The following is a 23865-nucleotide window of genomic DNA, read 5'->3' as shown; positions in this document are numbered from 1 at the left end:
CCTTTGCGCACCAGGATTCGCCGCGGCCTCACCGCCGCCACCCTCGTAGCCGGCGTCATGCTGGCAGCCGCTCCGGCAGCCGGCGCGGCCGCCGCGCCGGCAGACGCTCTCTCCGGCATCGCGACCGACCTGCGTTACGGGCAGCCCGACCTGAACGGCACCCGCAACGGCAGCAACACCATCACCCTCACCAACACCGGTACCACGACCATCGAGTTCCCCAAGCTGACCTTCCCGCGCAACGACCGGGACGTCCTGCTGCACGACGTGAACTGCCGGTACCTCTCGGGCAACTCGACCCAGACCACCTGCATCACCGAGCCGCTGGCCGCCGGCGCATCGTACGAACTCGCCCTGCCCTGGCAGAGCAACGCGGCCCGCCCGTCCGGCACCGGCGAGGCCCGCCTGGAGCAGGCCTCGGACAGCAGCGGTACGCCAGTGGCCGGCACCGCCAGCACCGTGACCTGGAAGGTCTCGTCCGAGGCGGTCACCGGCACCTTCTCGATCAAGGCGACCCCGCTGACCTACGGCGAGCGCGACCGCTACGGGATCCGGCACGGGTCGACGAAGGTCACCGTCACCAACCTGAGCACCGAGACGCAGCAGTTCCCGCTGGTCACCTTCCCGGCGAGCAGCGGCGACCCGTCCTTCATGGCGTGGAAGGACTGCGTGCAGACGATCAAGCACATCGACGACATCGTCTGCGTCGAGGCGCCGCTGGCGCCCGGCGAGAAGCGCACCGCCAAGTTCTGGTTCCACTCGGCCGGCACAGTCTTCGACTTCACCGCCTCGGTCCGGGTCGACGCCGGGTCCGACGAGTACGGCACGGTGGTTCCGGGCACGGCGGCGGGCACGACCTACGCGGTCAACTCCCCCGACGACAACTGATCCGCACCACATGACGAAACGGCCGCCCGTGGGGCGGCCGTTTCCATGGGTACCGGACCTCATGGCGCCCGCCGGATGAGCGTGACATCGTGTGACCTCATGGTGACGGGCCTACAGACGCGTGCCTCCCTGGTCCGGCAGTTCCGCAGCCTCGGACTGCGTCCCGGACAGACCGTTCTGCTGCACTCGTCGCTTCGATCGCTCGGCTGGGTGTGCGGCGGCGCGCGTACCGTCGTGTTGTCTCTGTTGGACGTTCTCGGCGCCGGCGGGACCCTCGTCGTCCCGGCCTTCACGCCGGAGAATCGTGATCCGTCGCGATGGGCCGATCCGGCCATCCCGGCCGAGTGGTGGCCGGCGATCCGCCGCAGCCTGCCGCCCTACGACCCGGCGACCAGCTCCTGCCGGTCGCTCGGCCTGATCGCGGAGACCGTACGGACGTGGCCGGGCGCAGCCCGCAGCCCGCATCCGCAGACCTCGTTCGCCGCGGTGGGCGCCCGCGCCGAGTCCTTGACCGCGCGCCACGATCTCGACTGTGAGCTCGGCGAGGAGTCGCCGCTGGCCGCGCTGGAGGCGGCCGGGGCGTACGTGCTGCTCCTGGGCGTGGGGTACGACCGGTGCACCGCCCTGCATCTGGCCGAGTACCGGCTGCCCTGGCGCACACCCCGGGACAACGCCTGCGTGATGAGCACGCCGAGCGGCCGGCGCTGGGTCCGGTACGTCGGCGTCCAGTTGAGCATCGACGGCTTCGACGAGCTCGGCGCCGACTTCGAACAGCGACCCGGGGCGGTCGCGGTCGGCCCGGTAGGGGCGGCGACCGCACGATTGCTGCCACTGCCGGAGGTCGTGGGATTCGCGGTGGACTGGTTGATCAAGAACCGACGATCTTAATTTGATGCCGGATCGTAGGTATTGACAGGGATGTATCGCAGTCCGGCCCGGCGAATATACTGACGGCATGCTCGACCTGAGTGGGAATCCGCCGGCGCGGTTTGCCACCCACGGTCGCCGTCGGGCAGGAGGGTTGCTTGCGGGACAACCATGACTACTACTTCTTCCTCAGTTATGCCCGCAGCGACGACGACGAAGTGATCCAGCACTTCTTCCGGGATCTCTCGGTGGAGGTGCGGGCCTACGCGGGCCTGCCGGCCGACACCGACGTCGGCTTCCTGGACGTGCAGAGCATGCCGATCGGGGTCACCTGGTCCCGGGAATTGATGCATGCGCTGGCCGATTGCCGCACTTTTGTCGCCCTTGTCTCGCCCCGCTACCAGCTCAGCGAACCGTGCGGCCGGGAGTGGGGCGTCTTCGCCAGCCGCTTGAAGATGCTGGAGGAGAGCGGTCAGCAGGTCCCGCCCGCGCTGCTCCCGCTGCTCTGGCTGCCCCCGGAGGAAGTGCATCCGGTGGTCGCCGCCGTGCAATATCAGAACAGCACCACGCCGGAGGCCTATCACCGGGCCGGCCTGCGGCAATTGATCCGGTTGCAGCGCCACCACGACGACTATCTGCAATTCGTCACCGAGCTCGCCGAGCACATCGTCAGGTCCAGCCGGCAATCCATCCCGGCGCCTCCCGACAACGTGAATTTCGATCAATTTCCGAGCGCCTTCCACCATCCGCCGTCGAACAATGTGGTGGAACTGGCCGCGGATCAGGTGCGATTCGTGGTGGCGGCGCCCACCCGCGCCGATCTGTCCGGGCCCGAACTGCAGGGCCGCCACACCGAGTTCTACGGCCGGCGGGCCGAGGATTGGGCGCCCTACCGGCCGGCCCTGGACCGGCCGATCGCCGAGTACGCCCGGGCCATCGCCGAGGAGCGGCAGTTCCGGGCCGTGGTGACGGATCTGCCCAGCCTGCTCAAGTGGCTGAAGACCGCCCCGGCGGCCGGCCAGCTGGTGGTGCTCCTGGTCGATCCGTGGGCGACCCGGCTGCGTAACCGGCGCCGGGATCTGGCCGGCTGCGATCAGTACGGCGCCGAGACGATCACCGCGGTGATGGTTCCGGCCAATGCGGACGACCAGCAGACCCAGGAGAAGCTCGGCGAGCTGACCGACGCCCTGCGCAACATCTTCACCAACCGGCTGGCCGGGGGCGAGGACCTCACCTTTCGGACCAGCATCGTGGCCCACGAGTCGTTCGGTGCAGACCTGCGAGTGGTGCTCGAGCGATCGAGGAACAGCTCGTTCCGCACCGCGCCGGTGCGCCGGCGGCCACCCGGCGAGACCCGGCCGCGTCCCATCCTGCGCGGCCCCTAGGAGGAAAGATGACCCGGGACGGACACATCGTCACCTTCTACTCGTTCAAGGGCGGCACCGGCCGGACCATGACACTGGCGAACGTCGCATGGATCCTGGCCGCCAACGGCAAGCAGGTTCTCGCCGTCGACTGGGACCTGGAGTCACCCGGCCTGCACCACTACTTCCGGCCGTTCATGACCGACAAGATGCTGCGCAGCTCCCGTGGCGTCATCGACATGGTCCGGGACTTCGCCACCGCGGCGATGCAGGAGCGCCCCGACGCGGCCGGCCCGGACTGGTATCGCAGGTATGCCGACGTGGAACGCGAGGCCGTCTCGCTGACCTGGAACTTTCCGAAACCCGGCGGGCTCGATCTGTTGCCGGCCGGCCAGCAGGACAGCTCGTACTCCGACACGGTCAGCACGTTCGACTGGGCCGCGTTCTACGGGCGGCTCAACGGCGTCGCCTTCCTCGACGCGCTGCGGGAGAGCCTCCGCAACACCTACGACTACGTGCTCATCGACAGCCGGACCGGGCTGAGCGACTCGGCCGGCATCTGCACGGTCAACCTCCCGGACACCGTGATCAACTGCTTCACCCTCAACGACCAGAGCATCAACGGGGCCGCAGCCGTGGCCGAGTCGATCCTGATGCAGCGCGGCGACGAGCCGATCCGGATGCTGCCGGTGCCGATGCGCATCGAGGACGCCGAGCTGCTCAAGCTGGAGGCCGGCCGGGACCTCGCCCGATACCGCTTCGAGGGGTTGCTCCGGATGCCGCCCGAGCGCGCCGACGCTTACTGGGGCGAGGTCGAAATCCCTTACAAGCCCTTCTTTGCGTACGAGGAGATTCTCGCTGTTTTCGGCGAACGGTCCCGCCAGGAGAACTCCCTGCTCTCCTCCTTCGAGCGCCTCGCCGCCCTGATCTCCAACGGCGAGATCACCGCGCTGCCGCCGCTGGAAGAGCGGGACAGACGCCGCTGGCTGGCCGTCTTCGAACGGCAGAAGCCCGCACGGGGTTTCGACGTCATCGCCAGCTACGCCGCGGTCGACCGCGCCTGGGCCGACTGGATCTCCGACGAGCTGACCGAGCTCGGCCAGCGGGTCACGCTGCGCGAGGTGGACCTGACCGCCGAGACGACCGCGCCGGACGCCGTCACCGACGTCCGCGCCCACCTGGACGCGGGTGGCCGGGTGGTGGCTGTGCTCTCGCAGGACTACGTGCGCTCACCGCAGGCCGCCCAGTTCTGGCGCGCGGCACAGGAACGCGACGTCGACGGCCGCGGGCTGATCCCGATCCGGGTGGACAGCGGCCGGATCGGCCCGCCGTTCGCCGAGCGGCCGGTGGTCGATGTCGTCGGATTGCCGGAGGGGCGTACGCGTGACGCGCTCTTCGCCGCCTTCGACTGGCCTTTCCCGCCGCGCGGCGGGCGCGGCGGCGACCGATCCGGCACCCGCTTCCCGGCGACCCGGCCGCCGATCTGGCGTGTCCCGCCGCGCAACGCGACCTTCACCGGCCGCGCCGGCCTCCTCGAAGGCCTACGGCAGGGCCTGCCGACGAGCGTCACCGCGGTGGTCCCGCAAACGCTGTACGGTCTCGGCGGCGTCGGTAAGACCCAGGTCGCTCTCGAGTACGCCCACCGGTTCGCCGCCGACTACGACGTGGTCTGGTGGATCTCCGCCGAGCAGCCCAGCCTGGTCGGCGCCGCCCTGGCCGAGCTCGGCGACGAGCTGGGCCTGCCACCCCGCGAGACCACCGCGGAACGGGTCCAGGCCGTGCTGGAGGCTCTGCGGCGCGGTCAGCCGTACCGTCGCTGGCTGTTGATCTTTGATAACGCGACCGGACCGGACGAGATCCGGGAGTATCTGCCGCAAGGCCCCGGCCACACCCTGGTGACCTCGCGAAACGCGGGTTGGACACCGCTGGCCACCCCGGTCGAGGTGGGCGTCTTCACCCGCGAGGAAAGCGTGCGGCTGCTGCACCGGCGAGTCCCGAAGCTGCCGCCGGACGCCGCCGACCGCGTCGCCGAACGGCTCGGCGACCTGCCGCTCGCCGTAGAGCAGGCGGGCGCGTGGCTGGCCGCCACCGCCATGCCCGTGGACCGGTATTTCGAGCTGCTCGACACCCAGATGTCGGAAATGCTCGACCTCGCGCCGCCGGCCGGCTACCCGCAGTCAGCTGCGGCTACCTGGCGGCTCTCCCTGTCCCGGCTGCGCCAGATCATGCCTGCGGCGGCAAAGCTGCTGGAGGTCTGCGCGTTCTTCGGCTCCGAGCCGATCCCGATGTCGCTGATCTACAGCCCGAGGTTCACGGCGGTGCTGCTGCCGCTCGACCCGACCCTGGAAGAGCCGCTGCTGCAGGGCCGGCTGGTGCAGGAGATCAGCCGGTATGCGCTGGCGAAGGTGGATCCGGCCGAGGAGAGCATCCAGCTGCACCGTCTGGTGCAGGCGGTGATCAGGGACGGCCTGCCGGAGGCCGACCGGGTGGAGAACCGGCGGCATGTGCACGAGATCTTGGCCGCGGCCAACCCGAAGGCCCCGGACGACCCGGCCGAGTGGCCGACGTACCGGGAGATCCGCCTGCATCTGGAGGCGGCGGAGGCGTACGCGACGCTGACCCAGAACGTCCGGCAGCTGGTCATCGACATGGTCCGGCACCTGTGGCTGGCCGGCGACTGGGATGGCAGCGAGGCATTGGGGCGGCGCGCGCTCGCGGAATGGCAAGCCGCCGGCACCCGCGAGGACGACCTGACCCTGCTTTGGCTACGGGTGCAGATGGCCAATCCGATCCGGCACTCAGCCCGATATGCAGAAGCGCACGAGTCTGACAGCGAGTCGCATCGGCTACTCATGGCCAGCGTCGGGCCCGATCATCCGTACACGATCGTCAGCTTCTCCAGCCTGGCGGCGGACGTGCGTGGTCTGGGCCGCTACGTCGAGGCGCGCGACCTCGACCAGGAGGGGCTTGACCGCTCGATCCGGGTACTCGGCGAGGAACACGAACGAACGATCAACGCGATGAACAACCTGGCGCTGTCCCTCTTCGTGACCGGCGACCTGAGCGGCGCGGTACGCCTGGACGAGCAAGCTTACGAGGTCCGGCGGCGGGTCTTCGGCTCGGATCACATCTACGCCCTGCTGTCCGGCATGAACCTCGGTCGCGACTACCGGGAGGTCGGCCGTTTCCGGGACTCCCGGCGGGTGCTCGAAGAAGCCCTGGAAGGACGGAGAAGAGTACAGGGGGCAAATCATCCCGAAACGCTTAAGGTCGCCAAGACCCTCGCTGTGACTCTGCGCAAACTGGGCGAGCTGACCGAGGCACGGGAGCTCAACCAGAGCACGTTGGGCCAGATGCGAATCATCCTGGGTGAGAACCACCCGGAAACGCTCGGCTGCCTGAGCAACCTGGCGTGCGATCAGGCCGCCATGGGCGAGGACGAAACGGCTCTACGGACCGCGGAAACCGCATGGGAGCAGTACCGCCGGGTCCTCGGTGACGACCACCAGTTCACGCTGGCCTGCCAGAACAACGTGTCGATCTTCCGGCGGCGCCTCGGTGACGTCGCCACCGCAGGAACCCTGGCTCAGCAGGTCGTCGAGCGGCTCACCGCGCGGCTCGGACCGCACCACCCGTACCCGCTGATCTGCCGGGTCAACCTGGCCAACGCCGCGTTCGACGGCGGCTCGCACCGGGAAGCGCTGGAGATCGACCAGGAGGTGTACGCCCGCCTGACCGCGGTGCTCGGCGAGGCCCACCCGGACACCCTGGCAGCCGGCAACAACCTGGCGATCAGTCTGCGCGTCGCCGGCGAGCGCGTCGCCGGTCAGCGTCTTCTGGAGCAGGTGCAGGCCCTGACCGAGGCCGAACTCGGCGTCGATCACTCGAACACCGTGGCGGTCGGCGCCGGCGTGCGCCTCAACTGCGACATCGACCCGCCGAGTCTGTGACAAGCGGGCGGCGGGCCGCGAGCAGGTCCGCCTCCACCCGGCCACGCACGTGGTTGATCAACCGCTGCTGGTCCGGGCAGAACACCGTGGGATGCCGGAATCCTGCGCCGTCCCGGTAGCGATGTGCGTACAGGCCGCCGCCGCAGACCTGGACGAGAGGGCAGCGCCGGCACTCGTCCGCGAGCGCGGTCAGCCCTTCCTGCCGGGCACGCACGCCGGGATGATCCAGCGCGGCATCGAAGGGGTGGTCGAAGACGTTCAGTCCCGTGCCCGCGAGGCCTTCCGCCGCGGTTTTCAACGCGTCACCCTGCTCGATCGCGCCGTCCGCCTCCACCGTCACGAACTCGACCGGGTCCAGGCCGAGGGACTCGACGCCGCTTCGGCCGCCGAGCAACAGCGAAAGCAGGGCGCTGAACAGACGGATGTCGGTCATGGCGGCACCATGCGGGGTGTCGTACCACCGGTCGAAAATGCGAACCAGCCAATCACCGTACGGTGTCTCGCCGTTGTCGGGCCGCAGCGGCGGCCTGGTCGTCCAGTTACCGTGTGGCAGCAACAGATCGATACGGGGCGGTTGGAAGCTGAGCAGGTCCTCGTAGACCGCGACCGGGTCGTTGCGCACATCGACCGTGCAGAGCAGACCACTGAACAGATGCTGGTAACGCGGGCCGCGGAGGCGTTCGAGCGCATCGGCCACCAGCCCGTAGCTGCCCCGCCCGTCGGCGAAACGACGATGCCGGTCGGTCGCGTCCCGGCCGCCGTCGAGGCTCACCCCGACGCTGATGCCGTAGCGGTCCAGCAGATCCAGCATCGGCTCGTCGAGCAGCAAACCGTTCGTCTGGACCGAGAAGCTGACATCGGTCACTCCGGCGGTGGCCCGTCGGACCGTGCCGACGATGAAATCCAGTGACTCGGTTCCGCCCAGAAGTGGTTCACCGCCGTGCAGGACCACCTCGACCTCGGGCAACGACCAGGCGGCTGCGTGTTCGGCGATCCGACGGGCGACCGCCTCGACCACGGCCGGCGGCATCATTCGAGGACGCCGGCGCCAGGACTGGTCGGCATGGCGATACACGTAGCAGTAGTCGCAGGCCAAGTTGCACCGGCTGTGCACCTTGAGCAGCACCTGGCGAAAGGGACTGAGCGCCATGCCGTTCATAGGACCTCAGATGCGGTTCGCGAATCCGGCGCCGCTGATCTGCCGACCGAAGTCCTCGGCTTCGAGCCGCTGCAGGGCGGCCAGAAGTGCCTGACTGACGACAGCATTCAACCTGATGTCATCCCGAGTCAGGATGTCGTTAGGGCGTCCATCGCTGACCGGCTTCACTGCCGCCCTCTCCATGTTCCGCCCTTTCGACTTAAGAGGCCGAACTATAGCGGTGTCATGGTCGACAGTGAACCCCCGCCCGGTGCACATTATCGGACATTCCAGTGATCAGGTGGCGGCGAATCGCCGAGCTCGCTATTGCCTGCCTCCAGGCTCATGTGTCTGCAGGATCGATATCCAAGGTGATGCGAGTTTCATCCCGGATAGCCACCACATTCGGGTGAGCCGCACCCAGCTTGTCAGTGGCCCGCCGGAGCGCTGCCTCCCGAAGCGCCCGCCCACCGTCACGGTCGCCCGTCGCCGTCCGGCTGGTGGCGAGGTTGGCGGCCGCGGCCAACACCGTGGGGTGGTCGTCAGTGAACCGGGCACGGAGCCGTTCGTAACAAGCCTCATCCAGGCTGAGGGCCTCCTGGATCTCACCCACCCCGAACCGCGCCGTGGAGAGGTTGAGCTGGCAGGTCAAGGTGTTCGGATGGTCGGCACCGAGCACGTCCACCATTCGAGCGACGGTCTCGGTCAGCGCGTCGAGCGCCGGCCGATAGTCCCGGGAGCGCAGCATGAAGACCGCAAGATCGTTGATCGCGGCAAGCGTGAACGGGTGCAGGTCGCCGAGAACTTCGCGGTAGATCTTGATGATTTCTTCAGTCCGCGAGCGAGCCTGCGCATGGTCGCCCAGCGCCGAACGGAGGCAGGCGTCCTCCAGCGCACACGCGAGAGTGTCGGGGTGGCGGGGCCCGCGATTCTTCTCGCTGTGGGCCTGTGCCTGCCTGACAAGATCCACACCGTCTTTGGCGCGACCCAGTCGACGAAGGGTGACGGATTGGTTACGCGCCGCGGAGCAGGTGTTCGGGTGCGCTTCGCCCAGCGCTTCACGGCTCTCTTTGAGAACCTGCTCCAGCGCCGCCTCCGACCGCCCGAGATCACCCATCTCGCGCATGTCCCGACCGTGGTGCACCCGGTGCTGAAGCGCGAACGGATGCCGGCGACCGAACGTTTTCTCGCTGCGCGAAACCAATTCCTGATCGTTGTTAAGCGCAGCGGCGTAATCGCCCACGAATCGTAATGTCAACCCGAGGTTGTTGAGCGCCATCAGGGTCCGCTCATGGCTGGCGCCCATGATCGCCGCCCAGCGGATATGAGCCTGGTCGGCCAGGTCTCGCGCGCGTTGATACTGGCCGAGGCCGGTCAAGGCAGCGCTGATGGCATTCAGAGCGACCAGGGTGTACGGATGCGACTCGCCCAGCGTCGGCGCCTTCAACATCCGGTCGTACGCGTCCTCGAGGAGACCCAAAGCCTCTTGATACTGCCCGCGAGCGTTGAGGACGTTGCCGAGTTCGCCGTGCATGCGAAGCACCGCCTCGGCGTTCTGGCCCATCAGACCTTCCCAGGTCTTGGCCGCCCGCTCACCCAAGCGCTGCGCGCCACTGAGGTCACCGCGATAGCGCAGGTAGCGGACCAGGTCGATGACGAGGTTGTGGACCTCGGTGTCGGTCGACTCCAGCGCTGCAGCAGGCTCACTGTGCGCGAGCAGCGACTGATACACCGACCAGTTGTTCGGGTCGTCGGGGTTTCCGCGCTGCTCAGCCGCCAAGATCACGTGCACCTGCCCTTGTCGTTGAACCCGATCATACTCGGGCAAACTGCTCCGCAAGACCGCCTGGACCAGGCGGTGCATGCGCAATGCGTTGGCTGCTGGGTCCACCCGGGCGAGGCCGAAGCGGGTAATTTCGCGCACAAGAGAGCCCCGCAGCAACGGATCTCTGAGCTGCGGGTTGCTCTGCGCGAGGACGCTCACCATACCAGGGCTGCCGAGCAGTCTGACGGGAATCGGCTCCGGCGCGAGGAAAGCACAGATTTCGGCCAGAAGCGCGGCCGCCGGGTTCGATTGCCGCAATCGGGCCTGCGAGAGCCGCCACGTCTCGGCCGCGGGGTGACGGTAACCAGGCGGCGGCGGCTGATCCAGGATGCGGGGCAGCTGCTCGTCGAGAAGTTCCAGGTAGTTGCGGGCGCTCATCGCGGTGGTGGAAAGCCACGACGCCGCCTGTTCGACCGCCAGGGGTAGATCGCCGAGCTTGCCGGCGATCTCGTGAGCTTCAACCTCCGGCAGGCCTTCAACCCGGTTGGTCAAAAGCGCGATGCTCTCCGACCGATCGAAGACGTTGACGTCCAGAGTCCAGGCCACCCGTGACCATTCCTGCCCAGGTGTGGTGATGATCACATCCCCACCGCCCACGGGGATGAACGGCTTCAACTGTTCGGGGTCGTCGTTATTGTCGAAGACGATGATCCAGCGGCTCGAAGGCCGACCTAGTCGCAGCGCCTCCAGCACCGCGGACAACTGCTGATCAGCACGATCGGCGCGATCGGCGACGGGCAGGTCGAGTTCGCGGGCGAGGTCGGCCATCGCGGTGAGAACCAGGGCCGGCTGTTCCGCGGAGATCCACCAGACGATGTCGTAGTCCGCCGCGAACCGGTGCAGGTACTCAGCGGCGATCTGCGTCTTGCCCACCCCGCCGATGCCCTGCAACACCGCCGGGCCGGAGAACGCCGTACTGGAGGCGAGACGCTCTCGCAGCTCTTCCAGCGTCGGGTCGCGACCGACGAAGGTCGCGTTGCGAGCCGGAACTCGCCAGACGCGGGCCGGATTGTACGGAAATCGAGGGCTGGGGCCACCACCCAGGGACTCCGCCACACGTACTGCATCGCGCAGGTCCAGCCGGGAGAGCAGTGCGTCACGGGCGTGATGATCGGACACGTTGGATACGTCCACCGGGTCCCGGCGGTCGTACGGCTCCGGCAAACGGGTTCCGTCCAGCCGCACCGGGACCAAGAACCGCCCCTGACCCGGCACATCCCGGGCGACAGCCTCGTCCCACCAGACACGCAAGGCCGGCGATCGAGTGGACTCGGCGGACAGGATCACCACTGAGCGTTCCACCTCGTCCAGGGCGGCGATGGCCGCCTGTGTACTGCTCAGGTCCTGCAGAATGCTGCGCTGCCCCACCAACCGCAACTGGTGGGCGATCCACTCGGCCCAGACCCGTTCCCGTGGGATGTACCCCACCAGGACTGTGCCGGCATTGGCGGAGCCGCGCTGCTCGAACTCGGTGAGCCAGCCGCGGCGGACCGGCTCCGGCACGCCGGCGAAGGTGATCTTCTCGCCGACCAGCTCGCTCGCCAGCCGCTCATACGCCGCAAGCAAGGTGTTCTGCTGCTTCGGCGGGTCGCCCAGGGTCGCGAGCGTCTCCTCGTACGCATAGAACACCTTGTACGGCACCTCGACCTGACCCCAGTACTTACTCGGATCGGTGTACTTGAGCGCCGCCACGTACTCGGCGAACCGCTGCTGCGCGAGACTGCGCCGCCGGTCCAACTTGGCCGCCTCGCCATCCTCCACCCTGGTCGGAACGGGGAAGATCCGCACGTCCCGGAGGCGTCCAGGATCGGTCCGGATCGACCTGGCGACGGCCACAGCCCCGTCGATGGACTGATTGTTGTAGGTGAAGCAGTTGACCACCGTGTCGGGCAGGATGACCGTACAGATGCCGGCGTTGTCGCTCAGGCCGGTCCGGCTGTCCACCAGCGTGATGTCGTAGTTGTCCCGCATGTCGTCGGCGAGCGCCAGGAGGAATTCGTCGCCGTTGAGCCGGGTGTAGAAATCGTCCCAGTTGAACATGCTGACGATGCGCGAGTACTCCGGCTTCTGCTGGCCCGCCGGCATGAAGTCGATGGAGCCGCCACCGGGAAACTCGTACCGCTCGAGGGAAGTCGCATATCGGCGGACCCGGGCGAGATCCCGGACCTCGTCGACGCTCAGCGTCCTGTCACCGGGTCGAGTGACCACGTCGGCGAACTGCTGGATGGCGTCCATGACGCCCGGGGAATGCCGCAGGTCGCGATCGGCAAGAAACGGCGAAAAGTAGCGGTGCAGCCCGGGAGACTCCAGATCCCAGTCCACCGTCAGGACGCGGCGCCCGGTGCTGGCCAGGATCCAGGCGATGTTGGCCAGCGCCATGGTCCGACCGACGCCCCCCTTGAACGAGTAGAAGGTGACGATCTGGCCAGCTGGAGACGTCGATGTCATGGCGCGCTCCCTCCACCGGTCACCCAGCGTACCGAGGTACGCCAATACGAGTTACTTTTCCCGATCATGGCCCGCCCAGGATCGGACGTTGACGACCACGACTGCCGACCGGACGGCGGAACACCCGGCCGGTGCGATAGATGCGATGCCGCGCGTCGGCAAGGACCCGCCCGAGATCCTTGTCGAACCCCTCCATGGAGCGGATGTCCATAGTCAGCGTCGCAGCCGGACGCGAATCGGAACCGTCGAAGGCCCGGGCCATCGCCTTCCGCAGTTCACCGGATTGGCTGACGGTCTCCGTGTCCTCGCCGTTGGCGGGAACCAGAACAGCGAAGTCGGCGTCCTGCCGCTGGGCCAGGTCCTGCAGCGCCTGGCGGAGTTCGGTCAGCCGGGTGGCCCAGGCGTCGACGAGGAGCACCACTATCTCGTTGCGCTCACGCGCGGCGGCGACGTATTGCGGCATCCCCTCGGCGGACACCACCTCGGAGCCGAGCAACTGATCGGCGGCCACGCCACAAGCGTGTTCGGCGATCGGCTCGGGGACGGTCGGACAGAAGGGTGCCCAGTCCTCACCGCGGTCGCCGTAGAACTGGACGTCCCGGCGGACCTCTCGCATCTGCTGACGGGTCCCGGCCACGACGACGAAATAGACTCGCTGTGGGTGCTCGCCCTCGTCCCAGTGAAACGCGTTCTCCGCCGATTCGAGATTTGTGCCTGGCGGTGCACTCGGCAAACGCTGCTTGTGTGCCACGTCGACCACCCGGTGGGCCAGGGAAGTCACGAATGCCCGATAGGCCGTGTGATTCCGGCGCAGGCGCAGGAGGACGCGGAGGTCCTCACCACCCGGAGCATGATGCGGTGTCACGTCCACGCCATGTCCGTGGAAGGCGCCGTTCGGCAGCCCTCCGCCGGACCAGATGACCGGGATCAGGGCGGGAGCGCGCACCCCCGTCTCGATCTCGTGCCGGCGCACCCGATCGGCGAAGATGCCCCAGGCTCGGCCGCAACGGTCGCTCAGAAAATATCGCCGGGAGCAGAGCGCGATGAACGTCTGGCAAGTAGTGATCGCAGTATGCGCGTCGGCCGGCCACTGCGGTCCGTCCAACATGGATGAGTCGAGAAAGCCAACTCCCGAGCTATCGCGGCCTGCCCGTCGGCTGACCTGATCTGACAGGTCGGCGAAGAACCGCTTGACGAATGGCTCGTCCTCGCCGGGAGCGTGGCTGAGGAAGAAATACGTCATTGGTTCCCCTCAGACCGTGAGCGGGCAGTATTTGAAGAATCCGAGTCGTTGTTGCCATCCGTTCAATAATGATCCGCACGCGACATCCAGGCGTGCGCTTCGACCTGCCGGGACTAGGCATTGAGCTAGCCTTTGTTCATTCCTACCGCAATCGCGCACGGTACGCCAGAGCGTCACCGGGCAGGCGGTAGATCGGTAGCCAGCCGGCCGGCCACGTGGCGGACGAGTTTTGCCAGATCAGCACAGTAGATCGACGGGTTGTCGAAGCCGTTCTCAGCTTGATAACGATGGGCATACAGGCCCCCACCGCAGACTTGGACGATCGAGCAGCGCCGGCACGTGTCACTCAGTCCCGCGAGCCCGGACTGGCGGGCCTGCACGCCAGGATGCTCCAGGTACTCGTCGAACGAGTTCCAGGTGACGTGCAGCCCGGTCGCCGGCGCACCCGGAGCAGTGATCTTGAGAACGTCGCCCTGCTCGATCGTTCCGTCAGTCTCCACGGTGATCAGGTCGACCGGTGCCAGCCCGATCGATTCGCTGCCGCTCGGGCCGCCCAGCAACAGCGAGATCAGCGACTCGAAGAACCGGATCCGAATCTCCTGGACCTCGTCGTCGTACCAACTGTCGAAGATCGGGATGAGCCAGTCCGCATACGGGGTGGCCGGGTCGTCCGGGTGGCGGCCTGGCGGTGGGCGCGTCCAGGTGCCGTGCGGCAGCAGGAAGTCGATCTCCGGCGGCTCGAAGCCGCTTAGATGCTCGAAGACCTCGATCGGGTCGTTCGCCAGGTCCACGGTGCACAGAATGCCGCCGTACAGGTCGCGGTAGCGAGGCTCCTGCAGCCGACGCAGCGCCCGGATCGTCGCGGCGTGGCTGCCACGTCCGTCGGCGTACTTACGGTGCCGGTCGTTCGCCGCGGCGGGTCCGTCGAGGCTGATGCCGATCCGGATGCGGTGCCGGAAGAACAACTCCAGGAAGCGGTCGTCGAGCAGGATGCCATTGGTCTGGACACCGAGCGCCACCTTCGCATGCCCGGCGAGCGCCTGCCGAATCGTCCGGGCCGCGTGGTCGAGTGCCTCGACGCCGGCGAGCAGCGGCTCGCCACCGTGCAGGATCACGATGACGAACGGCAGATTGTGCTTGATCACGTGCTCGGCAATCCGGGCCGCGGTCTGTTCGACCACCGCGGGCGACATCACGAGTGGGCGTCCCCGCCAACTCTGGTCGGCGTGCTCGTAGATATAGCAGTGATCGCAGGCGAGATTGCACCGGCTGTGCACCTTCAGCAGCACTTGGCGCACTGGTGCCGGCGGCGCCACGGCCGGCCTCTAGACGGGCCGCGCCGTGAACATCGGGTCCGGGTCACTAGACGGAGTCCCGTGCGAGACGAAATTCTGGAATGCGGTGACCTGGTCGCAACCAGCCCGGCCGATGATGCGAATCAGAACTGATCGCCGCAGGGCCCATATCTGATCCGGCGAAAGATCCTGCCAGCGCGGGATCTTGGTCAATTCCGCCTCTTCGGACATGGATCCCCCTCGACTCGCAGGTCGGCTAGCCACGGTCAATATACCGCGCGTCAACCGACGCCGACGAGATGTCCATTTACGCCGACGCAATCACTCACGTGAATGATCAATTTGCAGAGATCATCAAGCCCGCGTCCAGAGTCGCCCCGGCTGGACGTAATCGGCGATCAGCGCGGTCGATCACCAGGATCGTCTCTCCCGTACGTCGCGTGCACGACGCCCGGATGACCGACACCCAGAACGTGGATCGCATGCCCACTGACGTCGTCGCGCAGTCTCGGGACACCGACGAAACCACGGTTCCGGGTGAAACCGACGGCGATCAGACCACCCCGGGCGGGAATGTCGAAGACCTCATTGACGTGGAACTGCACGGCTGTCATGGCGACCTGTTCCTATTCCGGTTCAACGCCGGCGCTTCGCTGTCGTACGCCTCGTCCTCGGGCTTGCACAGGGGCCGCTCCCGATGCTCGCCGGCCAGCTGCGAGAACGGGACCGGTGACGCGTCGACGAGATCCAATCCATGCGGCCTGCGCCGTCTCGCACGTTGTCGAGCGTCATCGGGTGCCGGGCCGTGGTCGAGAACGTCCTGGTTGCTCGGAACTGGGCTCTCACTGAAGAGGTGCGTGGCCGCCTGATCTTGCGAAGTGCCTGCTCCATGCGGTGCAGCAAGCCGTTCAGCTTGTCGAGCTTGCTGTCGAGTTGTCGCAGGTTGTTGAGCAGTGCACGGATGAATTCCTGAATCTGGTCCACCCACTTGGCGACCAGGGCGGCTACCTGGCCGGTGACGACCGGGGTGGCGACGCCGAGAGTGAGCCCTTCCATCGCCAGCCACTGGAGCAGACGGGCGGCGAGGGTGAGCCTGGCGGGCTGCCACTATCCGGGTCGCGCTGTCCTGGCCGAGAAAGTAGGCCCGGGATTCGTCGACCGGATCGTGCCGCCGAAGTCATTGCTGGTCAGCGTCGGGTGTTATCGGGTGCTGGCAGTCACCGCTGGTCAGGTAGCATGAGCAACCGCGCCCTCGTAGCTCAGGGGATAGAGCATCGGTTTCCTAAACCGTGTGTCGTAGGTTCGATTCCTACCGGGGGCACCACACCACCGCCGGCCGGCCTGTTCAGGCCGCCGCGCTTCTCTCAACCCGCCGGCGCCGAAGCCCGATGGTTCCCGCCCTCTGTATCGACCCCGGCGAGGCCAAGTTTTCTTGACTCGATCCAGAGAATGGGGCCGGCGTGGGCGGACTTGATGATCCTGCTCCGGATACCTGGCACGGGGGGACATCAAGCAACGGACCTTGCTTCATCAGCGAGGCGCGCCTCTCAGAAAGCCGCCCGGCAATGCTCCAGAAAGACAGCCAACGCCGGGCTGCTGCGCTTCTGCCAAACCAGCGCAAGCAACGCCGGAGTCTCGATCCCCTCAATCGGAACCGCGACCAGATCCGGATAGGCGCCGGCCATCGACTCACTCAAAATCGCCACCCCTAAACCCCTGCGCGCCAGCCCGGCAACTGTGTCCGGCGACGTCGCCACAAGGGCGACCGAAGGATCAACCCCAAGCACAGCGCGAGCTTGATCAAGCACGTTGCGGATGCCGGTCCCGACCGGCAGACAGATGATCGGGTACGCCGAAAGCCCACCAACCGTAATCCCCCGCTGACCAGCCAGTTCACTGTCGCGCGGAGTCAGAGCGACAAGCCGTTCACGCGAGATCACGTGCGTCGCGAGGTGCTCCGGAGGCTCGCCCGCCAGCCCGACCAGAGCCAGATCCAAACTTCCGGAACGGACACCGGCGACGAGTTGGTCGGAGTTCGCCTCCACCAGGTCAAGTTCGATGTCGGGATGCTCGCGATGGAACGCGGCAAGCGCATCGAAAAGGGGCGCCACCTCGCAACCGATCACCATGCCGACCGTCAGCCGGCCACGGATCAGGCCGTTCACGTCGTCGATCGCGTCGCGCAGATCGGCTGCCGCGTCGAGCGCCTCCCGGGCGTAGCGCAGCGCGGCCGAACCGGCCTCGGTTAGCCGCGCGGTGCGGCCGGTGCGGTCGAAGAGGCGGGCGCCGAGCTCGTGCTCCAGGGCTTTGATCTGCGCACTCACCCCGGATTGGGTGATGTGTACGCGCTCCGCGGCCCGAGTGAAGTTGGCCGTCTCGGCGACCGCGACGAAGTACTCCAGCTGCCGCAAATCCATGACTCGCGATTGTAGTTGCCATAAGAACTATGCGTTGGACTTGTCATCGCGCTGAAGGCAGGTTGGAGTCATGACCGATCGCGAGAAGGCGTACCGACCTGAGGACCTGACCCGACTGTTCGTGGAGCGCGCCAACGCGAAGGACGCCGAGGGCCTCGCGTTGCTGTATGAGGAGGACGCCGTGATGGCGTTCCCGCCCGGCAGTCAGACGCGTGGGCGCAAGGCGATCCAGCAGCTTTGGGAGCAACTGCTGCCCAAGATGCCGCAGTTCGAGCCCGAGCAGCCACTGCCCACCCTGCTGAGCGGCGACCTGGCGCTGACGTCCACCCCACCCAAGGACGGGTCGGGCGCTCGCGCGCAGGTGGTGCGCCGGCAGCCGGACGGTTCGTGGCTACGCGTGCTCGACCAGCCGGAGTTCGTCCAGCCGGACGTCCACTGAGGTCCGGTGTGTGTTGAGCCCGGCCGTCCCGTCGCGGGACGGCCGGAGCCCGACGTTCAGATCGTGATCCGCTGGCCTGCGTAAAGGAGGTGCGGGCTGTTCAGGACCGTGTCATTGGCCCGGTACAGGGCACGCCACCCACCAGCCACGTCGTAACGGTTGGCAATGCCCGCAAGGGTGTCGCCTGGCCGGACGACGTACGTGCGGGTGGTCGCGGCGCTGGTGGCCCTGCGCGCCAGTGCGTTGCGGGCGGCGGCCCTACTGGCGGCTGCCCTGCGAGCTGCGGCTTTTCGGGCAGTGGCCTTCGTGGACGCGCTCGGTTTGTAGGCGTTGCGCCTGCCGCAGTGCGGCCAGGCACCGATTCCTTGACCGCGGAGTACGCGTTCGGCGATCAGGATCTGTTCGGACTTGGTCGCCCGATTCGCGGTCGTCGCGTACCTTCCGCCGCCGTAGGCACGCCATGTGCCCCGACTGAACTGGAGGCCGCCGTAATAGCCGTTGCCGGTGTTGATGCGCCAGTTGCCTCCGGACTCGCATTGGGCGATGGCGTCCCAGTTGACGGATGCCTGAGCGGGCGAGGCGGGACCGACCAGTGCCACGGTTCCGGCAAGGCCGGCGGCAACCACGCCGAGGGCACGGTGAAGTTGTTTGTGGATGTGAAACATGAGTAGTTGTCCTCCACGCCTGCGAGGTCAGCTGTCGGGTTCGGGCAGAGGTGCCCGGCCGCACGTGGCGGCTTCACCCCGAGGCGCATCAGCGCCGAGGAACCTTTGGGTCCCCCGCTCCATGCCGTTTGGGTTATTGATCCGTGGTCGGCGGCAGGACTCGGCGTTCCGGCCACGGTGTCCGCAATGTGCGGACTGCCGACAATTGTCACCGCCCGACGAGGCTGGCCATGCCTGCAAGCGGGGTCGGTGACCTTGTACCCCCAAATTAGCGGCTTTGATCCAACTTCGTGCGAGTAACTCCATATATTTCCGTGACTCGACTACCGATCGGTAACCAGTGCTGCGGACCGTCCACCGAGGGTGCACAATCGGCAGCCATGAGCGATGGAGCACGCGAGTTCGACGTGATCGTCTACGGTGCCACCGGTTTTGTCGGTGTCCTGGTGGCGCGGCATCTGGCCGGCCACGCGCCAACCGGCACCCGGATCGCGCTCGCCGGGCGCTCACCGGCGAAACTGGAGTCCGTCCGGTCCGAGTTGGGCGTCGACTGGCCACTCGTTGTCGCGGACGCCACCGACGCTGCCGCGCTGGCCACGATGGCCGCCCGCACCCGGGTTGTCATCACCACGGCGGGGCCGTATGCGAAGTACGGCCGGCTTCTCGCGCACGCCTGCGCCGAGGCGGGCACCGACTACGTCGACCTGACCGGTGAGGTTCTTTTCGCCCGGGACAGCATCGACGACAACCACGAGGTCGCCCGGCGAACCGGGGCCCGAATCGTGCACTCCTGCGGCTTTGACTCGATTCCTTCCGACATCGGCGTGCACGTGCTGTACGAGCAGGTTCAGGCCGACGGTGCCGGCGAGCTGACCGACACCACGCTGGTGGTGACCAGCATGCGCGGGGGTGTCAGCGGCGGCACGATCGACTCGATGCGCAACCAGCTCGACGTCATGAAGAAGGACGTGAAGCTGCGCAAGATCGGGGCCAGCCCGTACTCGTTGAGTCCCAACCGTTCCGCGGAACCAGATCTCGGCCGCCAGCCGGACATGGTCACGCTGCCCGCCTCCGAAGTGGATCCCACGCTTCGCGGCCACCTAGCGCCGTTCGTCATGGCGTCCTACAACACCCGGATCGTCCGCCGCAGCAACGCCCTGCGCGGCTGGTCGTACGGTCGCCGGTTCCGTTACCGCGAGACGATGAGCGTCGGCACCTCCCCGCTGTCACCGGTGCTCGCCTTCGGCACGAAACTCGCGCTGGGCGGCCTGGTCGCCGGGCTGGCGTTGCCGCCCACCCGCTACGTGCTGGACCGCATCCTGCCGAAGCCGGGCACCGGCCCGAACGAGCGCACCCAGCGCAACGGGCACTTCACCATGGACATCTTCACCACCACCACGGAGGGCGCGCGCTACACCGCACGGTTCCGCGCCAAGGGCGACCCCGGCTACGCCGCCACTGCCGTAATGCTCGGCGAGTCCGCCCTGGCACTGGCCCTGGACCGCGACCAACTGCCCCCCAGCCAGGGCGGCGTCCTGACCCCAGCCACCGGCATCGGCAACGCCCTGGTCACCCGCCTCCGGGCCGCCGGAATGGAGATCACCGCCCGCAAGCTGTAACAGCCCGATCAGCCACCTCCAAGCGGCAGCCCGGAAGCTGTAAACGTCCCGATCAATACCTCCAAGCCGCCGGCATGGAAATCAGCGCCCGCAAGCTGTATTCGCCGGGCGCTGGTGGGCCGGTCAGGTTGGGCGGCCGGGCGATCGAACGGAAATCAGCGCCGTCGGCAAGCTGTAGCCGCCGGACGCCGACGGTCTGGTCAGGTTGGGCGGCCGGGCGATCAAACCGAAATCAGCGCCCGCTAGCTGTGGCCGCCGGCGCCGCGGTCCGGTCAGGTTGGGCGGCGGGCGATCAGTTCGAAGACGTGCCAGTGCTTCGGGCCGCTGAAGGCTGGGCCGGGCGCGTCCTGCTCATGCCAGTGCTCGGTCTCCAAGCCGTCCACCAAGGCGCGCGCCTCGGCCTCGGGCAGGAACGTCATCGCGGGATCGCCCGCCCACGAGTCGTGGTCGCCGAAGACATCGACGGCCACCCGGCCGCCGGGACGGAGCGCGGACCTGATCGCTGTCCACAACTGATCGAAGGACGAACGGGGCTGGAACGGAAGGGCGTAGCCGGCGTAGACGAGATCCGCGGCCGGGAGCTCGGACACGGCTTCGAAGCCGCATGTGCGTACCGTCAAAGCTGGATGACGGCCGCCTATGGTGCGCAACAGGCGTGCCTCCGTGCCCGGCTCGCTGTCGACCGCGACCACCCGCCAACCGGCGTCGAGCAGCGCCCGGGTCTCGCGGCCGGCGCCGCAGCCCAGGTCGATCGCGGTACGGCCGGCGCCGGGCCCGGCCAAGGCCATCGCATGCCGGCACAGATCGCGAACCTGCCGGCTGGTCTGGCGGGCGTTGTACCGGGCCCAATGGCCGGCGTCGTGGCGCTCAGTCATGCCCCGATCATGCCGACCAGGCACGCACCCCGGCGATGCCGACCGGGCACGCACACCCCCATCACGCCGGCCGAGCACGCATAGTCTGAGCGTGGCGGATGAGCGGCAGGGATCCGTGGCCCCGGCCGTGCCGACCGGGCGCGGAAAGCCCTGATCATGCTGGCCGGGCCGTGTGGCGCGAAGATCTGGCAAAGGTGGCAAAGGGCTCTGAGCAGGGGCGAGACCGGGCAGCTCAGGAGCGGTGTCTGGTACATGACGCCTGCACAGTCTGGAATCATTCAGGACCTTCATATCGATCGCTACTGGCACCAACCAGGTCCATACGGGCAGGATTCTGACGTGACCGCCAATCCTCTGCCGCACCCGCTGAGGTTGACGGGAACCGGTGTCGTGCTGCGTGAGTGGCGCCCGGACGATCTGGATGATCTGGTCGCGCTGCTGGACGAGCCGGAGATCGCGCGGTGGACGCCGATGCCGTCGCCGTTCGATGCTGAGTCCGGCCTTGCCTACCTCAAGCGGGCCTATCAGGGGCGCACCAACGGCACGCGGATCCAGCTCGCGATCACTGTGGCGGGCGGGCGGCCGCTGGGCGAGGTGCTGCTTTTCGGCGTCAACGCCGATCTCCGCGAGGCGGAGCTCGGCTATCTGGTCGGGCGCCCCTATCGGCGGCGCGGTCTGGCGTCGGCCGCGCTGGCAGCCCTTTCCGGGTACGCGTGTGGCACGCTCCGCCTGCGCCGGCTGCTCCTGCGCATCGACCCGGAGAACACGGCGAGCACCTCGGTGGCCCGGCGCTGCGGCTACTGGCTGACCGGGGAGGCGCCGATCCACCAGGAGGGTCCGTACGGGCCGATCCGGCTGGAGACCTGGGAGTACGTGGACGGGCGGTCCGGCACCCGTCCGGAGCGGCGCGGAAATGTCGCAGCTCGGCGGTACGGTCGTCGGTAAGAGGGGGTGCCGATGATCAACGTGGATCGGGCGCGCGTCATGGCGTACCGGATGGTGGCTCTGGGTTTGGCTGATCGGACCGCGCAGCGGCCGGCTGATCTTGCCGTGCTGGACCTCGGCATTCAGGAGTACACACCGGGTTCTCCACAGGTGGCCCTCACCGCCCGGAGCAGCGCGGAGCCTGAGGACGACCGGCTGATCAGTGTCTGGGGCGCGCGGGGCGCGCCGCATCTGCACCGGCGGGCCGACCTGGCCGATCTGGTGGGGCAGCTCTGGCCGCTCAGCGACGCCGACGCGAGTGCACGGATCAACAGTGCGCAGATCGCCGACGGGGTGCCGCTGGGGACTCGGGCGTTCACCACGACGGCTGAGGCGTTCCGTGAGGTGGTGACCGCCCCGATGCCGCGCGGGGAGGCGAGCACCGAGGTGAGCCAGCGGGTGCCGGCCGAGTTGACCTATGACTGCCGTGGCTGCCAGGCCCGGCACATCGCCGGCAATGTGTGGCAGCAGGCGGGTCTGGCCGGGGGCGTGGAGGTGCTGTCGCGGGGGCGTGACGCGCTGCTCGGGCCGATTCCGGATGCGCCACCGATGCCCGAGGCGAATGCCGGGATCGACCGGCTGATTGCGACCTACCTGCGGTTTCTCGGTCCGGCGACACCCGCCGACGTGGCGAAGTATCTGGGCAGTTCGACCGCGGAGATTCGCAAGGTGTGGCCATCCGACCTGGTCGAGGTTCGGGTGGACGGCAAGAAGGCGTGGGTGCCGGAGCCGCAGGTCGCCGAGCTGGAGTCTGCCGCGACGCCGGAGGGGGTTCGGTGGCTGCCCGGCATGGATCCACTGCTGCAGGCCCGCGACCGCGATCTGCTGCTGCCCGGCCGGGAGCGGCAGAAAGAGGTGTGGCGCCCGCTCGGCAATCCCGGAGTGCTGCTGCTGGACGGCGAGATCGCCGGGGTGTGGCGGGCCCGGATGGCCGGTCGCAAGCGGGTGGATCTGGCCGTGACACCGTTCGAGACGTTGACCGCTGCGCAGCGCAAACGGGTCGACGCCGAGGCGAGCGAGGTGGCCCGGGCCCGGGGTGTGCCCGAGGCAGTGGTTTCCTTCGACTGATCTGCCACACTGCGGCGTGGCCACGATTGGGTTTCTGCACACCTCTGATGTGCACATCGCGACGTTCAAGCAGCTTTTGGCCGAGTTGGCGCCGGAGCATGAGGACCTGCACATGGTCGATCAGCGACTGCTGGCCGACGCTCAGGCCAACGGTCTGACGCCACAGCTGGCGAGTCGGGTCGAGGCCCGGCTGGGCGCGATCGAGGCGGGCGGCGCGGACTTGATCGTCTGTACCTGTTCGACGATCGGCGCGATCGCCGAGAGCCGGGCGGGTTCGCTCGGTGTGCCGGTGCTGCGGGCGGACCGGCCGATGGCCGAGGCGGCGGTGGCTGCCGGCCGGCGGGTCGGCGTTCTGGTCACCACCGAGTCCACGTTGAAACCGACCGTCGATTTGATCTGGGAGAGCGGGGTCCGCGCCGGCGTCGAGGTGAATGTGGTGGCGGGACGCTGCTATTCCACCTGGCAGCACTTCGAGTCCGGTGATCTGGAGAGCTACTACGCGGAGCTCGCGGACTATGCCCGCCAGCTCGCGCCGGACGTGGACGTGATCGTGCTCGCGCAGGCGAGCATGGCGCCCGCGGCGGAGCTGCTGCGGGACCTGCACGTGCTCACCAGCCCGCGGTCGGCGGTCACCGCCGCGGTGGCCGCGGTGCGGGCGAACGGCGGCTGATTCCACCGGGCTCCCGACCGGAGCTTGCTGGCGACACACTAGCGATATATCGTTAGTGTCATGAGAGGTGATGGTGGCCCGCCCTGGGGCGGTGGACATCCACGCGGACG

General features: G+C 67.8%; 20 protein-coding genes, 1 tRNA gene and 1 riboswitch. Of the genes, 10 read left to right on the top strand and 11 right to left on the bottom strand.

Annotation, left to right across the window (positions count from 1 at the left end; translation table 11 throughout):
- Window positions 1-3: 3 nt before the first annotated feature.
- The 4 genes from OHA21_RS41765 to fxsT (OHA21_RS41750) all read left to right on the top strand — a co-directional run bounded on the left by OHA21_RS41765 (window position 4) and on the right by fxsT (OHA21_RS41750) (window position 7069).
- Window positions 4-888, top strand: coding sequence for a hypothetical protein (locus tag OHA21_RS41765; RefSeq protein ID WP_328464784.1), 885 nt, complete (start codon window positions 4-6; stop codon window positions 886-888).
- A gap of 99 nt (window positions 889-987) precedes the next feature.
- Complete coding sequence (locus OHA21_RS41760; RefSeq protein WP_328464782.1) at window positions 988-1776, top strand: aminoglycoside N(3)-acetyltransferase; 789 nt, start codon at window positions 988-990, stop codon at window positions 1774-1776.
- 137 nt (window positions 1777-1913) lie between these two features.
- Window positions 1914-3140: a TIR-like protein FxsC gene (locus tag OHA21_RS41755; protein WP_328464780.1), complete on the top strand. Its 1227-nt coding sequence runs from the start codon at window positions 1914-1916 to the stop codon at window positions 3138-3140.
- A gap of 8 nt (window positions 3141-3148) precedes the next feature.
- Entirely contained in the window at window positions 3149-7069 is a 3921-nt protein-coding gene (gene fxsT, locus OHA21_RS41750) for an FxSxx-COOH system tetratricopeptide repeat protein (protein ID WP_328464778.1), read from the top strand.
- Here fxsT (OHA21_RS41750) and OHA21_RS41745 read toward each other — a convergent pair.
- The 8 genes from OHA21_RS41745 to OHA21_RS41710 all read right to left on the bottom strand — a co-directional run bounded on the left by OHA21_RS41745 (window position 7038) and on the right by OHA21_RS41710 (window position 16074).
- Window positions 7038-8219, bottom strand: coding sequence for an FxsB family cyclophane-forming radical SAM/SPASM peptide maturase (locus OHA21_RS41745; RefSeq protein WP_328464776.1), 1182 nt, complete (start codon window positions 8217-8219; stop codon window positions 7038-7040). The two genes, fxsT (OHA21_RS41750) and OHA21_RS41745, sit on opposite strands and share 32 nt — an antisense overlap.
- A gap of 15 nt (window positions 8220-8234) precedes the next feature.
- Window positions 8235-8396 (bottom strand): hypothetical protein, encoded by a 162-nt coding sequence (locus tag OHA21_RS41740; RefSeq protein WP_328464774.1) that lies wholly within the window; start codon window positions 8394-8396, stop codon window positions 8235-8237.
- Window positions 8397-8550: 154 nt separating this feature from the next.
- Window positions 8551-12480, bottom strand: a complete 3930-nt coding sequence (fxsT, locus tag OHA21_RS41735) for an FxSxx-COOH system tetratricopeptide repeat protein (protein ID WP_328464772.1) — start codon at window positions 12478-12480, stop codon at window positions 8551-8553.
- A 64-nt stretch (window positions 12481-12544) separates the two neighbouring features.
- A complete protein-coding gene (gene fsxC / locus OHA21_RS41730; RefSeq protein ID WP_328464770.1) occupies window positions 12545-13723 on the bottom strand; it encodes an FxsC protein in 1179 nt (392 codons plus the stop codon).
- Between the two features lie 173 nt (window positions 13724-13896).
- A complete protein-coding gene (locus OHA21_RS41725) occupies window positions 13897-15012 on the bottom strand; it encodes an FxsB family cyclophane-forming radical SAM/SPASM peptide maturase (RefSeq protein ID WP_328464768.1) in 1116 nt (371 codons plus the stop codon).
- 36 nt (window positions 15013-15048) lie between these two features.
- Window positions 15049-15249: a hypothetical protein gene (locus tag OHA21_RS41720; protein WP_328464766.1), complete on the bottom strand. Its 201-nt coding sequence runs from the start codon at window positions 15247-15249 to the stop codon at window positions 15049-15051.
- Window positions 15250-15416: 167 nt separating this feature from the next.
- Window positions 15417-15632 (bottom strand): hypothetical protein, encoded by a 216-nt coding sequence (locus OHA21_RS41715; RefSeq protein WP_328464764.1) that lies wholly within the window; start codon window positions 15630-15632, stop codon window positions 15417-15419.
- 22 nt (window positions 15633-15654) lie between these two features.
- On the bottom strand, window positions 15655-16074 hold the full coding sequence (locus OHA21_RS41710) for a hypothetical protein (protein WP_328464762.1): 420 nt from the start codon (window positions 16072-16074) through the stop codon (window positions 15655-15657).
- A 192-nt stretch (window positions 16075-16266) separates the two neighbouring features.
- Here OHA21_RS41710 and OHA21_RS41705 point away from each other — a divergent pair.
- Window positions 16267-16342: transfer RNA gene (locus OHA21_RS41705), tRNA-Arg, on the top strand.
- A gap of 223 nt (window positions 16343-16565) precedes the next feature.
- On the opposite strand, the gene OHA21_RS41700 is transcribed toward OHA21_RS41705, so the two are convergent.
- Entirely contained in the window at window positions 16566-17435 is an 870-nt protein-coding gene (locus OHA21_RS41700; protein ID WP_328464760.1) for a LysR family transcriptional regulator, read from the bottom strand.
- Between the two features lie 70 nt (window positions 17436-17505).
- Here OHA21_RS41700 and OHA21_RS41695 point away from each other — a divergent pair, with 70 nt between their 5' ends.
- Entirely contained in the window at window positions 17506-17874 is a 369-nt protein-coding gene (locus OHA21_RS41695) for a YybH family protein (RefSeq protein ID WP_328464758.1), read from the top strand.
- Window positions 17875-17930: 56 nt separating this feature from the next.
- Here the strand turns inward: OHA21_RS41695 and OHA21_RS41690 are convergent, their stop codons facing one another.
- Window positions 17931-18539 (bottom strand): transglycosylase family protein, encoded by a 609-nt coding sequence (locus tag OHA21_RS41690; protein WP_328464756.1) that lies wholly within the window; start codon window positions 18537-18539, stop codon window positions 17931-17933.
- A gap of 1 nt (window position 18540) precedes the next feature.
- Window positions 18541-18684, bottom strand: a riboswitch (cyclic di-AMP (ydaO/yuaA leader).
- 235 nt (window positions 18685-18919) lie between these two features.
- Between OHA21_RS41690 and OHA21_RS41685 the strand changes: the two genes are divergently transcribed.
- On the top strand, window positions 18920-20158 hold the full coding sequence (locus tag OHA21_RS41685; protein WP_328464754.1) for a saccharopine dehydrogenase family protein: 1239 nt from the start codon (window positions 18920-18922) through the stop codon (window positions 20156-20158).
- 272 nt (window positions 20159-20430) lie between these two features.
- Here the strand turns inward: OHA21_RS41685 and OHA21_RS41680 are convergent, their stop codons facing one another.
- Window positions 20431-21033 carry a class I SAM-dependent methyltransferase gene (locus OHA21_RS41680; RefSeq protein ID WP_328464752.1) on the bottom strand — a complete coding sequence of 201 codons (603 nt, stop codon included), beginning with the start codon at window positions 21031-21033 and terminating at the stop codon, window positions 20431-20433.
- 339 nt (window positions 21034-21372) lie between these two features.
- On the opposite strand from OHA21_RS41680, the gene OHA21_RS41675 reads away from it, so the two are divergent.
- From OHA21_RS41675 to OHA21_RS41665, 3 genes are read left to right on the top strand one after another with little or no spacing between them, the layout of a single operon-like run.
- A complete protein-coding gene (locus tag OHA21_RS41675; protein WP_328464750.1) occupies window positions 21373-21978 on the top strand; it encodes a GNAT family N-acetyltransferase in 606 nt (201 codons plus the stop codon).
- A gap of 12 nt (window positions 21979-21990) precedes the next feature.
- The gene (locus tag OHA21_RS41670) at window positions 21991-23085 is read left to right on the top strand and encodes a DNA glycosylase AlkZ-like family protein (protein ID WP_328464748.1); all 1095 of its coding nucleotides are present in this window, start codon (window positions 21991-21993) and stop codon (window positions 23083-23085) included.
- Between the two features lie 16 nt (window positions 23086-23101).
- Window positions 23102-23755: an aspartate/glutamate racemase family protein gene (locus tag OHA21_RS41665; protein WP_328464746.1), complete on the top strand. Its 654-nt coding sequence runs from the start codon at window positions 23102-23104 to the stop codon at window positions 23753-23755.
- Window positions 23756-23865 lie beyond the last annotated feature (110 nt).

This window comes from Actinoplanes sp. NBC_00393, assembly GCF_036053395.1.
In the GTDB taxonomy this organism is placed as follows: Bacteria; Actinomycetota; Actinomycetes; order Mycobacteriales; family Micromonosporaceae; genus Actinoplanes.
This window is presented reverse-complemented; position numbering and strand designations above follow the sequence as displayed.